15 protein-coding genes and 4 pseudogenes are annotated in these 15,464 nt (G+C 33.0%); 16 read left to right on the forward strand and 3 right to left on the reverse strand.

Annotation, left to right across the window (positions count from 1 at the left end):
* Nucleotides 1-185: 185 nt before the first annotated feature.
* From QUF99_RS02435 to QUF99_RS02465, 6 genes are all read left to right on the forward strand, one after another.
* Nucleotides 186-626 carry a hypothetical protein gene (locus QUF99_RS02435; RefSeq protein WP_289368494.1) on the forward strand — a complete coding sequence of 147 codons (441 nt, stop codon included), beginning with the start codon at nucleotides 186-188 and terminating at the stop codon, nucleotides 624-626.
* Between the two features lie 379 nt (nucleotides 627-1,005).
* Nucleotides 1,006-1,407, forward strand: a complete 402-nt coding sequence (locus tag QUF99_RS02440; RefSeq protein WP_289368495.1) for a PH domain-containing protein — start codon at nucleotides 1,006-1,008, stop codon at nucleotides 1,405-1,407.
* A gap of 406 nt (nucleotides 1,408-1,813) precedes the next feature.
* On the forward strand, nucleotides 1,814-2,509 hold the full coding sequence (locus QUF99_RS02450) for an endonuclease V (RefSeq protein ID WP_289368497.1): 696 nt from the start codon (nucleotides 1,814-1,816) through the stop codon (nucleotides 2,507-2,509).
* A 78-nt stretch (nucleotides 2,510-2,587) separates the two neighbouring features.
* The gene (locus QUF99_RS02455) at nucleotides 2,588-2,803 is read left to right on the forward strand and encodes a hypothetical protein (protein ID WP_289368498.1); all 216 of its coding nucleotides are present in this window, start codon (nucleotides 2,588-2,590) and stop codon (nucleotides 2,801-2,803) included.
* A 202-nt stretch (nucleotides 2,804-3,005) separates the two neighbouring features.
* The gene (locus tag QUF99_RS02460) at nucleotides 3,006-3,224 is read left to right on the forward strand and encodes an SMI1/KNR4 family protein (RefSeq protein WP_483298584.1); all 219 of its coding nucleotides are present in this window, start codon (nucleotides 3,006-3,008) and stop codon (nucleotides 3,222-3,224) included.
* Nucleotides 3,225-3,243: 19 nt separating this feature from the next.
* Complete coding sequence (locus QUF99_RS02465) at nucleotides 3,244-3,714, forward strand: SMI1/KNR4 family protein (RefSeq protein WP_289368499.1); 471 nt, start codon at nucleotides 3,244-3,246, stop codon at nucleotides 3,712-3,714.
* A gap of 799 nt (nucleotides 3,715-4,513) precedes the next feature.
* On the opposite strand, the gene QUF99_RS02470 is transcribed toward QUF99_RS02465, so the two are convergent.
* On the reverse strand, nucleotides 4,514-4,942 hold the full coding sequence (locus tag QUF99_RS02470; protein ID WP_289368500.1) for a hypothetical protein: 429 nt from the start codon (nucleotides 4,940-4,942) through the stop codon (nucleotides 4,514-4,516).
* A gap of 1,008 nt (nucleotides 4,943-5,950) precedes the next feature.
* Here QUF99_RS02470 and QUF99_RS02475 point away from each other — a divergent pair.
* The 4 genes and pseudogenes from QUF99_RS02475 to QUF99_RS02495 all read left to right on the forward strand — a co-directional run.
* The gene (locus QUF99_RS02475) at nucleotides 5,951-7,420 is read left to right on the forward strand and encodes a TROVE domain-containing protein (RefSeq protein ID WP_289368501.1); all 1,470 of its coding nucleotides are present in this window, start codon (nucleotides 5,951-5,953) and stop codon (nucleotides 7,418-7,420) included.
* A 449-nt stretch (nucleotides 7,421-7,869) separates the two neighbouring features.
* Entirely contained in the window at nucleotides 7,870-8,739 is an 870-nt protein-coding gene (locus QUF99_RS02480; RefSeq protein ID WP_289368502.1) for a DnaD domain-containing protein, read from the forward strand.
* Nucleotides 8,736-8,891 (forward strand): annotated as a pseudogene (locus QUF99_RS02485) (DnaB-like helicase N-terminal domain-containing protein); the annotation flags it as partial. The gene QUF99_RS02480 and the pseudogene QUF99_RS02485, both read left to right, overlap by 4 nt.
* 136 nt (nucleotides 8,892-9,027) lie before the next feature.
* Nucleotides 9,028-9,309 (forward strand): annotated as a pseudogene (locus QUF99_RS02495) (DUF6985 domain-containing protein); the annotation flags it as partial.
* An 87-nt stretch (nucleotides 9,310-9,396) separates the two neighbouring features.
* Here QUF99_RS02495 and iscB read toward each other — a convergent pair.
* A complete protein-coding gene (iscB, locus tag QUF99_RS02500) occupies nucleotides 9,397-10,644 on the reverse strand; it encodes an RNA-guided endonuclease IscB (RefSeq protein ID WP_289368503.1) in 1,248 nt (415 codons plus the stop codon).
* Between the two features lie 258 nt (nucleotides 10,645-10,902).
* Here iscB and QUF99_RS02505 point away from each other — a divergent pair.
* The 6 genes and pseudogenes from QUF99_RS02505 to QUF99_RS02530 all read left to right on the forward strand — a co-directional run.
* Nucleotides 10,903-11,091, forward strand: a pseudogene (locus QUF99_RS02505) (DUF6985 domain-containing protein); the annotation flags it as partial.
* 147 nt (nucleotides 11,092-11,238) lie between these two features.
* Nucleotides 11,239-11,652 carry a hypothetical protein gene (locus tag QUF99_RS02510; RefSeq protein ID WP_289368504.1) on the forward strand — a complete coding sequence of 138 codons (414 nt, stop codon included), beginning with the start codon at nucleotides 11,239-11,241 and terminating at the stop codon, nucleotides 11,650-11,652.
* 482 nt (nucleotides 11,653-12,134) lie between these two features.
* Complete coding sequence (imm47, locus tag QUF99_RS02515; protein ID WP_289368505.1) at nucleotides 12,135-12,923, forward strand: Imm47 family immunity protein; 789 nt, start codon at nucleotides 12,135-12,137, stop codon at nucleotides 12,921-12,923.
* Nucleotides 12,924-13,108: 185 nt separating this feature from the next.
* Nucleotides 13,109-13,417, forward strand: coding sequence for a DUF6985 domain-containing protein (locus tag QUF99_RS02520; protein ID WP_483298585.1), 309 nt, complete (start codon nucleotides 13,109-13,111; stop codon nucleotides 13,415-13,417).
* 70 nt (nucleotides 13,418-13,487) lie between these two features.
* Nucleotides 13,488-13,802: a hypothetical protein gene (locus QUF99_RS02525; RefSeq protein WP_289368507.1), complete on the forward strand. Its 315-nt coding sequence runs from the start codon at nucleotides 13,488-13,490 to the stop codon at nucleotides 13,800-13,802.
* 671 nt (nucleotides 13,803-14,473) lie between these two features.
* Nucleotides 14,474-15,130, forward strand: coding sequence for a DUF7018 domain-containing (lipo)protein (locus QUF99_RS02530; RefSeq protein ID WP_289368508.1), 657 nt, complete (start codon nucleotides 14,474-14,476; stop codon nucleotides 15,128-15,130).
* On the opposite strand, the pseudogene QUF99_RS02535 reads toward QUF99_RS02530, so the two are convergent.
* A pseudogene (locus QUF99_RS02535) lies at nucleotides 15,119-15,262 on the reverse strand (transposase domain-containing protein); the annotation flags it as partial. The gene QUF99_RS02530 and the pseudogene QUF99_RS02535 sit on opposite strands and share 12 nt — an antisense overlap.
* Nucleotides 15,263-15,464 lie beyond the last annotated feature (202 nt).

A 15,464-nucleotide genomic window follows, 5' to 3' on the forward strand; every position in this document is an offset into this window, starting at 1 on the left:
AAAGATGTACCGTTTATAAGAAAGTCGTACCGTTTTGAAAAAAGTTTAACCGTTTATAAAAGAGATGAATCGGAATTATCTACACTTTGGTTTTTCTTATTGCACTAACGGGCAAGTCTAACTAGCTATCAAAGATATGTGTTAACATTTAGCTGAAGAATCTTTAAATTTAGGGAGATTTAAATATGGAAATGATAAATAAAATTTTAAGTGATTTTGCTAAAGTTAATGCGGGACAGCAAGTGAGTAATTATTATGAGCTTATTCTTTTATCGGAAAATAAGCAGGAAGGTATATATGAACTTGCAAAAAAGGCTACACACGCTATTAATAATGACACAATAGAACTCATACAGTTGAAAGAATGGGAAAAAGATTTCCTTATTTGCCAATACCCTGATGGGGAAGCAGCTTGGTTTGGAACAATACCACATGGATATGATTTAAATGGATTGACATCGAAGGAATATATAATAGAACAGTTATTGAATGAATTCGAACAAGAAATAGAAGAAGTTTATTGGGTTAAATTAGATACAGAAAATTATTATGCATGCTGTTATGAAGAATATATATTTAAAACGAATAGGGGCATTTATTTTTTTAGTATGCAAGTACACGATTAAAAACATAAAATATTTTACATACATAAAGACGAGACTTCTACATAAGTTTTAAGCAAACTTTTATATAAAAAATATATCTTAATCTGTTGTAGAGGAATCCATTTTGATCAATCCTTTTTCAAAATGGGTTCTTTTTATGTGTCATAAAATAAGGATTTATAAACTATTTTCAGTCAGGTTTTAATTCAAAGCTACAAAAGCAACAATTGTGACTTTCAAACAAACTCGTACCATTTATAAAAAAGGTAAATCAAAATATTGGTTTATTGTGGAAGAGTGAGATTGTAGATGGTATGTTTATAATTGGGACAGAAAAGATGTGTTCCTATAAAAGACTTCTAATGTAACGGTTAGGCCTATATAAGAGAGGGGTATTAAGATGTTAACAAACCAGTACTTAGACAATTTATTCGAAGAATTAAAAATAGAAGGTGAAACTTACTTTTACTATTTCTACTCCTATGTAACACCATCATCGTCAGAATATTTCAAATATGGTCTTGGAGCATTGTTAGACCTTAAGCATCTAATCATATGTTTTACCAATAAAAGACTTATGGTATTAGAAATAACAATGGGTGGTAAGTTTACTGGTAATATAAAGTGTATAGACATGAAGGATATAGAAAGTGTGAAAGTTAAGAAAGGTTTGATTAGGACTAAGATAACTGTCACTTCAACAGGTAACAGGGGAGATATAGTAATTAAAGCAAATAGTTTTACAATAGGTTTATCGAATCAGAAGAAAAACCTATTAAAATTAGAAGAGAAGTATAGTTAAAGGTAAGAAACAAATAAGAGTGTGTTTTATTCAAACTTTTTTATAAAGAAGTTAATCGATCATATTAAATAAGAGCCTGTTTTGATTAATCTTTTTTCAAAATGGAGTTTTTTTAGTTGCTGCTAAATAAGGATTGAAGGTAACTTTTTATTCAAACTTTATTTTAATCCTACAGGAGGAGTTAACTAAAGAGGAAATCGCAGATTTATCTAATAGAATAAAAAAAGTATTAGAAGGTCTAAAAAGTGGAAATTGATAATCATTCATATGCTGAATAGTTTGGAGAAACGGCTTCTCAAAAGGAGAAATACAGTATAGGATTTGGGATAAAAATGGTCAAATTGTTGAAGAAAAAAGAGCTAACTAAATTAGATTTGAACTATGTGAAAAATTTGGGTGAAAAATTATGAAAAAACACGATATAAATGAGCTAGAGAAGCTGCAAAAACAATTATCACGTAACATTTCTTTAAAAAATACATTTAAACTAGAAGATATAAAATTAGTAGCGGGAATAGATATTGCTTATTGGTCTAATGAGGGAATTGACTATGGAGTCTGCTGTATTGTTGTGTTCGATTATCTTACAAAGGCAATTATTGAAGAAGTTCATTATATAGATAAAATTGAGTTTCCTTATATTTCTGGTTATCTAGCATTTAGGGAATTATCATTAGTGCTTGATACAGTTAAAAAATTAAAAAGTTTTCCAGACTTATATATGTTTGATGGAAATGGTTATTTACATAATCGTCATATGGGGATCGCAACGCATGCGTCTTTCTATTTAAAAAAGCCAACTATTGGAGTAGCCAAAACGTATTTAAAGATAAATAATGTTGATTTTATCAAACCTGAAAACGAAGTAGGTTCGTATACTGAGATCGTTGTAAATGAAGAAGTTTATGGAAGAACACTAAGAACTAGGGAAAATGTAAAACCAATTTTTGTTTCTTGCGGTAATTGGATTGATTTAGATACTGCTACCCATGTCGTTTTGCATTTTGTAGAAAAAAATAGTCGTTTACCTATTACAACAAGATACGCAGATTTAGCCACTCATGAAGTAAGAAAAGAGGAACTTTTGAAGATAAAAAAGTAAATACAGTTTAAAAATCTAATAGAGAAAGACATTTTCCTATATAAATACAAATTGAAAACTTTAAAGGGGAATAAAGACATGTCAGAAGAAGGAAAATTAGTTATCTTAAATGAAACTTTTAAGAAAGAGGGAAGTCAAGAGGATATAGAAGGTTTGACGATTATGGTTGACGGTGTTATAAAACAAGTTTTTGATAAGATAAAGTCTGATAGAGAATATACAAGTTATAATGAAGTATTAAGAGATGTTATTTTTGAAGGGATAAATGACATTATCAAAAACTCTGAAGTTTAGTTATGTAAAAACTGCTAGTGAAGGAATAAAAATGATTACACTACAAGAGTTTTTAAATAATTGGGGCAACGAAACTCGTGGTTTAGTTAAACTATGATGAAATAAAAATTAATTTATATTCCTTATCTCAAGAAACTAAAGATTTTCTAATTAAAGTAGGTTTATCTGGGGTTTCTCCTCCATTTTTAAAGGTAATTTTAGTATAGAAGCAGTTTATGAATTTTCTAAAGAGTCTTTGCCAAAAGGTATTATTCCTTTTGCTAGAGACCCTTTTGGAAATTTAATTTGTTTTGATTATCGGCAGAATAATAATGAACCAAATATTGTTTTTTTTGATCATGAAGAACAAGACGAGAATTCAATTGAGTTAATTTGCAATACATTTACGGAATTACTTAATAAGTTGTATTCTTTAGATTAATATAACAAGGATGAAAACAATGGTTATTAATTTTGAATATTCCTTTAAATCTATAAATGAACAAGATATGAAAGATTTTGAAATGAAATGTAATATTGCACTTCCAGATGATTATAAAAACTTTTTGTTACTAAACAATGGTGGAAAGACGGATCGTAGAAGATTTACAATTTGTGATAATAAAGGGGCTACCATTACTTCATCAATTATGCTGTTTTTTCCGCTTTTTCAAGAAACAGAAAATAACCTTGAAAAGATGTATTTTTTATATAATAGAGGAAATATAGTTCCAAACAACTTTTTTCCTATAGGAATTGATCCAGTTGGTAGCTTAATATGTTTGTCGATTGAGGAAAAAGATGCAGGTTACGTGTATTTCTGTGATCTAGATTATTTTGAAGAAGATAATGAATTAAAGGAAGAGTGTATTATACTGATGGCAAAAAAATTTGGGGATTTTGTGAATACTTTGTTTTTTCCTTCAGCATAATAAAATTGTAAACACGCATCTAAGGTTGGTTAAAGTGACCACATTTTAACAACTTAATTTCTTTTGTATATGAAAAAAGAAAAGAAATTAGAGATGTACATATTATATCAAAGAATGATGAACTATTATCATATGCACTTCCAGATAATATGAATGGAATTTACTAGATAACACCTAATATATGTGATGAATGGTATGTAGTTATATATGAATCAAGGTCGTCCGATTATTAGAGATATAATATGGGGTTAGCTGAGTTCTTGTATAAAAAGAAGTGGAATATTTAACTTTTCCAGAAGAAAAAATATGAATTCATAAGCTGTAATTAAAAGATGAATATATATTATGACAATGATAAGAGCTAATGTTTCAAATAAGAAACATTAGCTCTTTTTTTGATGTAAAGAAATTGAAGGTAAGCATCAAACGCTAAGTACTTCGGTTAATGATAATAATTTTAGAGGTGTATGATGTACACGGGGTTCGAGGAATTTAATTTATCCCGCATTAACGGGCAATAAGACTCCCACCTCAAGATATAGAGAGGAGCGAGGAAGATAGATAGGAGATTAACTGCCCGTAAAAGCCTGATTGGTTCAACTAATAATCAGTGGGGAATGAAGCCCCCCACTGATTAAAGTTCCACTTTATTCACCATCATATTAGTGGTGGAGGGCAAGTAGTCGGAATACCCAAGCCTCTACATCCTGACTTTGAAGAAACTTTCTAAACACCTAATCAGTATTTATCGGAAGTCCTTTAGGATAAGAAATCTGTTGATTTGTCATAAAAGCTATTATTAAGCCGTTGTAAACCAATATACGGCAAAATAACTTTCTTCTGTTTCCATAACAAAAAATTCATCATTCCATTCTGGTTCATAAGCATAAGCAATTCTGATTCCTTCAATAGGGAACTCGATAGGTTTAATAAGGGGAGCATATCTGTTTCTCAATTCTTTGAATTCTTCTTGGGATATTGTTTTCAGTTCTTCTTGTTCAGCCCTAAATTTTTTTTCAAATTCCCACATAGGCATATCTTCAACGTGTTTTCCTTTATACCAAAACCAATGCATATCTCTTCGTTCAATGAATTGGCATCTTGCTGCAAAATCTTCCAAGGTTTTAATCGTGTCGTAACTTCTTTTTCCCTTGCTATGTTCAAAAACATATATTGTCTCTTCACTACAGTTTGATAATTCATCATCTTCTATTACAAAATATTTCATATCTAATATCTCCTAGCTCCTTGTCTTGTAAATAATCAATTTCTTTTCAAAGGACTATATTGATTAAGGATGAAAACTTTTTCTTTTTTGAAATTTTCATGCAAGAATGGATACATTTTAGTTTTATCACTTATATTTTGTTGGGGTTTTCTCTGTTTTCTGTATAAAATTGTATATATGCTAGTTAGTCTAACACATTATTTTCATACAATCTAATTTAATTAAATTGTGAAATACAGAAGCTTTAAGATCAATAGATAAAAAAAGATAAAATTTTTCAAAAGTACTAATAATTGCCAAAAATTTGATTAACGAGTATAATGAAGTCAATAAGTAACAAAAAGAAAAGGGCAGTGTAGGAAAGAATTTCTTCGCATTCCACGCCGTAGGTCGCAGGTTCGAATCCTTGCCTTCCCTGTCGTTTTATAAACATAGGGGAGTAGCTCAGTTTGGTAGAGCAACGTATTGAGTCTTTCCGCCTCTCTCTCTTTTCTTATAATTCATATTTTATAGATTTGGGCAGTGTAGAAAAGGATTTCTTCGCCTGCTAAGCCGTAGGTCGTGGGTTCGACTCCCACCTTCCCAAACTTGGGAGGTAGCTCAGTGGTAGAGTAACGTAATGAGCCTTTTCGCTTATCTCCCAAATCTTTAAACATTACATATAATAGGAACAGTGTAGATAGCTCATACTTCGTTTGCTAATATTAAACGCTATAGGTTCGATCCTCATTGATACGGGAAGGTCCGCGCTGAGTTAGTACTTTTCTTTGATTCATAACACTAAGGTAGGGGTTACTTTATCATATAGGGACTGTGTTTGGGGGGCGACTCTTGTTTCTCCTTCGTCTGAACTCAGGTAGTAGGTAAATTAGTCAAGCAGCTTAAAAGTTCCTGTTTCGAATATTTCTTAAGTGTTAGGAATGAGTGAAAAGAGCAACGTATATACGTTGCCTTTTTTAATTGCATTTCAACCAGTCGTGTCAAAAAACATCTGGGGGGTAGATAATAATGTCGAAGTTTAATCATTCTTCTCAAGGAAGCCGTCAAACGTATACAAAAGAGGGCGGAAAAGCTTATAAAATGTATGATAAAGATAAATTAGTTACGATGGTATTAACATCTTTTTTTAATGAGTCTAAATTTTATGGAGACAACAGCGAAGAATTAGTTACTATTGCAAAACAAATCATGGACAGAGATCCTAAATTTGTTGCGAGTTTAGCGGTGTATGCACGTGAAGTGTTCTATATGCGTTCTGTTACACATGTATTAGCAGTGGAACTCGCAAACCACCCTGAAGGTCGTAAATATGCTCGTCAAACGGTTTCTCGTATTGCACAGCGTCCTGATGATGTAACAGAAATGATAGCATATCAACTAGGGGTATATGGTCGGAAAAATCCAATTCCAAACTCTTTGAAAAAAGGGTTAGCAGATGCCTTTTCTACATTTGATGAATATCAATTAGCAAAATACAATCGCACAGGAAAAGACGTTACATTGAAAGATGTATTCCGTTTAGTCAGCCCATCTGCTAAAAAAGGAACAGAACGTTACGAACTTTATCAACGTTTGTTAGAAAACACACTACAAGTACCATACACATGGGAAACACAGCTTTCTCAAAAAGGAAACAAAAAAGAAGTATGGGAAGAATTAATTGATAGCGGGAAAGTGGGTTATATGGCCTTACTTCGTAATCTTCGCAATATCGTAAATTCAGGTGCATCTAATATTGATACAGTATATAACATTTTTCGCGATCCTGAGAGAGTAAAAAAATCAAAACAATTACCATTTCGCTTTTTCTCAGCCCATCGCGTAGTGCAAGGAAAATTACCGCAAGCAGGAAGCAAATTGTTAGATGTATTGAATGACGCAATTGAAGCATCTGTTACAAACATGCCGAGATTATCAGGAACAACATTTATGACAGCAGATATCTCAGGCTCTATGACATATTGTTCTGTCTCAAAAGATGGAACTGTTAAATGTGCAGATATTGCTACACTTATGATGGCAATGGCACACTCCTTCTGTGATAATTCTATTACATCTGTATTCGCAACTGATTTCAAAATGATAAATGTTTCTACTCGTTCTGGCATTTTAGAGAACATGAACACATTTTTATCTGAAGTTAATAAACATGGATATGGAACAAACTTACATCTTTCTATCAAATATTTATTAGATAACAAAATCAAAGTTGACCGCATCCTTGTCTTCTCGGATGAGCAAGTGTACGGAGATAGATATGAAGGTAATTCTTCGCAAATTCTGCTTGAAAAATATCGTCGTGAAATTAATCCTGATGCTTGGGTTCACTCTTTCAATTTAAATAGTTACGGTAACCAACAATTCGTAGGAGAGAAAACAAATTTAATCGGTGGTTGGAGTGAAAAATGTTTGGACTTCATTCATTATGCAGAAGAAGGAACAGGTTCTCTTATCTCAGCTATCGAAAATTATCAATAAATTTTTTACAACATCTTTATCCTGCTATTTGCGGGCAGTTACCCCATCTATCTTCCTCGTTTTTCTCTGAATCTTGAGGTGGGGGTCTTACTGCCCGTTAATGCGGGATAAAAAAATAAGGAGGCTGTTGATCTTCTCTACATAAGCAACTAAGGTTTATCGATTATGGTGATTTTTAAATTGAATTTTGAAGAGAAATAGGCTCTCTGTAACATATGCTTGTGAAAAAGAGCCCTTATAAGCCCCTTCCAACCCCCTTATAAGCCTATACCAAGTAATAAATCATTAAATAAACAAAAGAAAAAACAACTACAAGAACGACTTCAAAAAATAACATTCTAGTAATTTTAAAAATATAAAATAAATTTGCCAAATTCCCTCCTGCATTCCTATATATGTTAAGGAATCACCAATTCTATATTTACCACTAAAAGGCGGGAGGAATAAACATGGCAGTATACCGGAATGTACAGGTGAATTTTTGGCAAGATGATTTTGTTTTGGATTTAACGCCGGAAGAGCGATACTTTTATATTTATTTGCTGACATGTTCGAAAACGACGCAATGCGGTATTTATCCATTACCGAAGCGTTTGGCGGAGATGGAAACAGGTTACAACAGGGAGACTGTTGAGAAGTTGCTGCAGCGGTTTATCGAATATGGAAAGATACTATATGATGCAGAAACGAAGGAGTTATACATACAAAATTGGTTGCGCTATAATCCAGTTACGAATACGAATGTGGAGAAATGCGTGTTACGTGAATTAAAGACTGTGAAAAGTAAAGAGTTTGTACATATGTTTCTTCGAAAATGTTTGGAGGAAGAGCTAAATATTCCGCTACTGCTAGAGCATTTCGGTATGCCGTTTGATGTGTCTGATATTATTCCTCAAGAACCTATTGCAAGTTATGAAGCGGATGAAGGAGTAGAAGAAGTAGAAGAAGTGGATTCAGGAAGCAATGTATTCACGTTTTATGAACAAAACTTCGGTAGTTTGTCGTCTTATGCAGCGGAGGAATTAAGTGAATGGATTGCGGATTTGTCAGAGGAGCTTGTACTAAAGGCACTTCAGATTGCCTATGAAAATAATAAGCGAACGCTAGCTTATGTGAAGGGAATTTTACGAGATTGGCATGGAAAGGGATATACGAAGCTTAGTGAAATAGAGGAAGCGGCAGTGAAGTTCCGAAAGAAGGAGCCGTCTGCTATGCATGAGACGGAGAAGCTTCTGGAGGAGTGTGAGGAGTGGGAGAAAAATGTACCGTCTGAAGAAGAGTTACAGAAGTTCTTGGAGGAACATGGGTGGCGGCCATAAGTATTCAACATGTCGAGGTTGAACAAATGGTATTAGGATCTTTGCTTCTTAATGGTGAACTGATTAAGAAGTGTCATCTGACCGAGCAGCACTTTTCTGCGGCTGTGTATCAAGCTATATTCAAGTTGATACGAAAAATAGAGGAAGACGGGTAGCAGCTAGACGAGCTAATTTTGTTCAAGCAGATCAAAAATTGGCTAATCAGCTTAATAAATCGCCTGAATTAGCACGCTAGTTTGGGATGGAACCTGGAGGATTTGCTACAAAATAGAAAAAGGATATTTTAAAATGACAATAAACGATGCCGTTTTTGGTGAACTTGAATATGATTATGCTTGGTCTAAGGATACTACCATTAATTTTTTTGGAAATGAAGTCGAAATAGCATTAATGGTAGATGGTGAAGAAGATGGTAAGTTTGATAAAGAACAATATGAATCATATGCTTCATTAATGCAAAATTGGGAGCAACTACAACAAAGTTTTTTGCAACCAATATTAGACTATTACAAACAAAAACGCCATGAACTCGGTTATAATGTTGCGATTAATGAAAATTACCCTTTAATGTACTTCCCGAAAGAAGTCCCCATCTTCAAGCGCGTGACGGGCGATAGCCAAGCGATAAGGTGGGGATGAATTTCGGTTAGGCATCGCCTAACTGACTTGTAAGAATAACCAATTATGATTGTGGTGCATACATTCAATATCCGATATATTCACTTGTTTATAAGATTTAGCAGGATTTTGTATATAATGGCCGTCCAAATCTTGCACATACACCATCTTCCCTGTAAATCCTGTCACGAATCCTATTTGTCCAAACGCTTTCACCTTATCACCTAGATACATTGTGCCTACGTACGGTGTATTTTTATTATTTCTTTTCGATGTTCTATTTTTCGTTTTTCTTCCTTTTCTTGCAGTTGCTTCATGTAGAGATCGTTTTTTCTTTCTAAATTGTTTGATGCGAAACTCACCACTTTGCTGATATTCTTGTAATTGTTTCGGATTGGTAATCGCAATGGCATCGTTATAGTGTGTTTTTGATAATCTTAATTCTTTTCGCTTCGGTGTTGTGTAACTGCCATACGTGATCTCACAATCTAAACGCTCCATGATTTGAAGTCGCAAAATATTCATAAAGGCGGTCTCTTTATACTGTTTTGGTTCCTTAAAAACGTGCTTAATTTTTCCTTGATGGAATTTTTCATGGCAATCTTCATGTACTGTCACGAGGTTATCTGCCATATTTGAACCACCCTTATGTCGCTCAATTATATGGTGCGTGTGCAAAATGTCACCTTTTTTCTTACAAATTTGACATGTATAATGGTCTCTCGCAAACACATAGTATCTTGTGTTCCAAAAGCCAAATGCGTCTCCTTGTTGATACGCTTTCCCTTGTATATCAGGGTTCTTTAGTTTTTGTACATCAAACTTGCCACCTTCTACAATGACTTTTGGAGAAGGTAATAGTAATTTGAATGTTTCAATCCAATGAATGATGTTATCGGTTCGGCTTTGAATCGATGGGGGAAGCCAGCCATCTTTCTTTTTTCGATTGAGAAAGCGCGCTTTTCGGTAACGGGTTTTACGTTGTCTTCTGCTTCTACGTAATGTGGCTCTAAGAGTAAGGTTCTCTTTCACATCCTGACGTAATTCAATGGTTCCTTTCGCTAGCACTTTTTCCTCTGTTGTAATGGCGATCCCCACATATTTCGCACCGCTATCGACACCGATTGTAACAGGTTGTACTGTTTCACCAGTCACATATTGCAATTGAATGGTAAACGGTGTGTAACCTATAATCTTAGCTTTTTCTTGTTTGAGAAGAAGCCGTGCCTTACGAGTACTACAAGGCATGAGCGGTTCTCCTCGTAAATTCTTGACAAATACACGCATGTTTTGTCCCTCCTAAGAGTTTGTTTCCCTTCGCCAATGTTTGTAGGTGTTAGCAACTTCTTATGAAAGATGGCTTGTGGTTGACCGTTCCTTCCCAACCAGAACTGTTACAGCGCCACCATAGAGCCAAAAACTAGGGAATTATTCTTGGGTATGCAACCTACGAACGTAGTCTACAAAAGGCTGAGGCTAGACAACCAGGGCTTTTTACAAGCCCCCACTTCAAAATGCGTTAGCGTTTAAGTGGTGGGTAGTTGACTTGAAACAACTAATCAAATACTAGAAATGATAAGTTTAGATGGAATTGTTGTTCCATATGCGGGTATTTTTGAAGGTCGAGATATCGGAATTACATTTAATTGTACATGGGATATAGAAAATGGACTAGGGCTTCGTCTTATAAATGAAAAAGTAACCGAAGTAGGCTATCAGGATGTTGCGATTTGAATATTGGGGAGCGATATAAATAGTGGAGTTGAGATTGATGCCATCAAAATTGGTGATGATGTAACTAGTGTTTTCCCAACAGGGACAGTAAATACACCTCGCTCATCAGGCTTTTAAGATATATTTAAACTGAAAAGTGGTGAAAAAATGTATAGGGAATTGGATGATTTTATATCTGCTGAAACAACTGAGGACGCATGGTACGACGATGGTTGTATAATTGCAAGTGAGATATTGACAGAGTTTAGTCCAAAAGATTGGGAGGAATTATCAAGTAAAGTACTTACTAAACCGTTAGAATGGCAGAAAAAACTGGCATACTGTATGGATAGTAACTGTAATATGTATGAATTGACAATATTACTATCACTGCTTAGTGTTGAAGATGAAGAACTATTCGAGATATGTATAGATACTCTAAGAAGCTTTACGACTCTAGAAAGTAAACAAATGATACTGGCCGATCCATCCATACTGCATCGAGTAAATAATCTATTGCCCAAAGCAAGCTTACCAGTAAAGAAAATACTTGAAGATTTTCTTGTGAGGATTCATTCTTAAAAAATGTAAATCTATTGTTTACAACCAATAATACAAACACTAAAATCTTTAGCAAATAATTGCTAATCTTTTTGCATTGAACTAGCTTCGTACGAGATTGGTTGCTGTGACAAAGAAATAAAAGCTTACCACACTTACTACTCGATTTACATTTTATACAGGAGAGCGACAAATTTTGTGATTAAATAAAATAGTAACACGAAAGGTCCCTAAACAAGTGAATTTGTTTAGGGGCATTTTTATACAAAATAAGAGAAAGTTAGCAGTAAATTAGCAGACAAATCAAAGAATTACATTATAGAATTAAAAGTGTACTTGTAAAAGTACTAGATAGCACGAAAGAAGCATTTGCACATGATGGATTTTTGTTTTAATACTAGGATAGTGTGACAAGAACGATAATTAAGCGAGATAAAATTTTACTGGGTGACAAAGTGACAGAGAGAAATGGTTTGAGAGAATAATTACAAAGGAGAGGGATTATGAATTTGGAAAGTATGGTAAAAGATATTTGGTATGGTGATATCTCAAATGATAGAATCGAAAATTTAAAATTTAAGCTAAAAGATGTTACGACTGAGAAAGGATGCTTTCTCTTAATTAATGAATTGCTAAAATTAGGTGATTTCTCTGTAAAAGGATTACTCATACAACTTATGAATAGTACTCAAGATGAGGTTATTCTTAATTTATGTACAAGACTTTTTTGCTCAATCGCTACTCATGATGACTTATTAGACACAAATAACTTGAAATTCCTTTCAAATGCTTCGGAGGATGGTGTTCATAATTTTGTGGCAAGTGCTAGTGAGACTCTTTCATTTAATGTGATTCCGTATCTTTTTACTTTGCTAGAAGAATGGGAAGATACTTTTATTGAGAAGTCAATCAGAAATACACTTGCATTAATGCTTGGAATTTATGATGACTGTTATGAACGATCAATAGAAGAATTAGGAGAAATATATTTTGAGTTCGTTAAAAATAGTGATACCACCAAATATTACTATCATAATGATCTGTCATTTCCTGGGGACTTGGTAAAGGAATTAATTCCGAGAGTAATGATTTCTTTAAGAGACAAAAAACCATTTGATATGGTTATAATTCCATCTATTTTATCCATTTGGAGTGGGGCTAAATGTCCTGTACAATATGGAACAATAATAACTGATGAAAAATATAGAGAGTTGATGTTATATATTGATTCTTTAACAAAAAAAGAATGGAAGATTGGTGAAAAGTATTTTTATGGACATGTAGTTGTGTGAATATACATGGTGTGAATTTAACGATGGAACTACAATGCAATTGGTTCCTAGTATTAATGATAAATCTGGACAACTTGGTGGCGTAAGTGAAGCTAAAAGAGAAAGGTTGATAATCTTTGAAAATGAAAAAAGATGAGTTGTTTGGAGAAATTGTTTATGAAGATTTGTAGACAGGCACAACAGATATAAACATGTTTGGAAAAACTCAAAACGTACATTTGAATATTTATGGTGAAAAGGATGAGGAAATTACTTCACACCAAAGGAAGGCTTTTTTACAATTTAGGATAAATATGTCTAAAATAGTGAAGGAAGCTGAGACTGAGATTTTCAAATATTACTTAGAGAACTTTGAAGATGATCGAGCGATGCAAAGTGATAGTGAAGAAAGTGGAAAAATTGATCCAAGAATGTCTTCGATAGAAGAATTAAGAAAGCTTGTAACTCCTACAAGGATGTTAATAAAGTATATGAAAATGAAGTTAGAGTTATAAAGAAACTAGAATAATAGAAAATCATATTTCCTGATGCTACGAAACAACCATAAGAGAAGGAAGATAAATTATGAATTTAAAAGGAAAAATGGATTTCATATTAAGTAAAAGAAGAAAATTAGATATGAATGATGATTATGGTATAGAGCAAAGTTGGAATGAAATAGTAGAGACTCTTTCAGAAAATGAAAGTGATACTATTGAATATCTACAGGGATGTAATAAAGATGATTTATATTGGATAAGCGAAGTTTTTGAAGATGTATCAGAAAAATTGCAAAGTAAGAAATATATAGAATGCTTAAGGGAATTGGATAAGAAATTTCCAAAATTAGATATGACAAAAGACATCGATATTGCAGAAAGTTATATAGCTAATTTTTAAAGTAAGTGTAAAAAGGGGCATCCTTAAATCCAATGTCACTTTAAAGTTAAAAGAGGACAAAGGGATACTAGAAATGAAACCGAACAGTTTCACAGTTGGTTTATCAAATCACAAAAAGGGCTTAGTTGAGTTAGAAAAATTGTATGGTCAATAAAAAGTGTGGAGTTAGTATCGTCATATGGACACAACTTATATAAATCCATTTTAATTGTTTGACATATAAGTCGTTGTTATGCAGAATACAACATCAACTGTGTTTGCTTGCTCCCTTTGTTTTAAACTTCGCATGTGACAGGAAAAGGCCCTGGCCGCTTCTATGCACGGCCAGATGCTCTCGTCCTCCTCTAAAAAGAAAGGGGTTTTTATGTCATTTTTTCACTTATATATAAAAAATATAATAGATAGTAATAAGGATGGTTTTATTGATAAAGATACTAACTTATATTATGAATAGTTAACAAGTATGAACTCTATATTTGTTAACTATTTTATTATGAAAGCGGATTCACTCTCTAATCTTGGACACATACTATCCTTAACTCATTGTTTCATAGAATTGCTCTTTCTTTCGGCAAGTTACTTCTTTTTTCCATAGGAGCTTTTGACGGTGAAGAAGGCGAATGATACGATGAATAAAGCGGAAAATAAACACAGAAAAGGTAGGTGCATCCATGAAGGTAAATAAACTATTATGTGTTGCAATCCTTATTATGTTATTAGGCGGTTGTGGAGTAGATAAAGCACCGACAGAAAAACAAGATAAAACAGTTGAAACACAAAAATCTATTAAAAAGGAAAAGGTTTCAAAAGAAGACTATCCTAATAAAATCAATGACTTATGTGTAGAGTTTGATTCAAAGTTTGCAGACTTTAATAAAACACTGAGAGACGCATTAGATGGTAAGGGTGGTACGAAAAAGGATATCGTAAACAAACTAAATGAAGCAAATAAGGTAATTGACAAGTTTTTAGCAATAGATCCACCTAGTGAGTATGCAGAAACACAAAAAGACGTTGAAAAAGCTATGGAACATTATACAAAGGCATTTAAACTAAATAATGAAGTGTTCACTCGAACAAAACAAGGTTCAAAAACAGATAAAGAATTAATGGAAGAAGCTGAATCTGAACTGAAAAAGGGTGACGAGTATTGGTTTAAATTCTATAAAAATCTTGAAGATAAGATAAAAATCGGCACTGATGGTACAGTAACCGCTAAAACTTTAAGAGAATTAGATAAGAAATCTGGTATCGACTCAGAAGCAGTAAGAACTAACTTATCTAAAGAAGGGAAAGAACTAGTAGGTAAGTGGGGATTAAGATGGTAAATCCATTGACCACGGCAAGACTTTATCAATTTCCTCTTTATTGTTTAACTCGATATTGGGGAGCGTTTCAAACAAATAACGAAGATAATGATAAGGACTTAAATTGTTCTCTTTTGCGATTTCAACGATTGCTAAGTAGTACATACTATATTTATGTAAATATTTCTCAATATTATATTATAGATATATAAGCTATAATAATAAGTAATTCTTTTTATTGTTATATATTTGTTATTCTCTGTTGCAGAATCCTTATAAATAGGGTTCTTTTTTTATTCTAAAAATTCACACAATATTCAAAATATCAATTATAAACATGTTAATATCTGTTATA

Source organism: Bacillus sp. DX4.1, from assembly GCF_030348195.1.
Taxonomy (GTDB): domain Bacteria; phylum Bacillota; class Bacilli; order Bacillales; family Bacillaceae_G; genus Bacillus_A.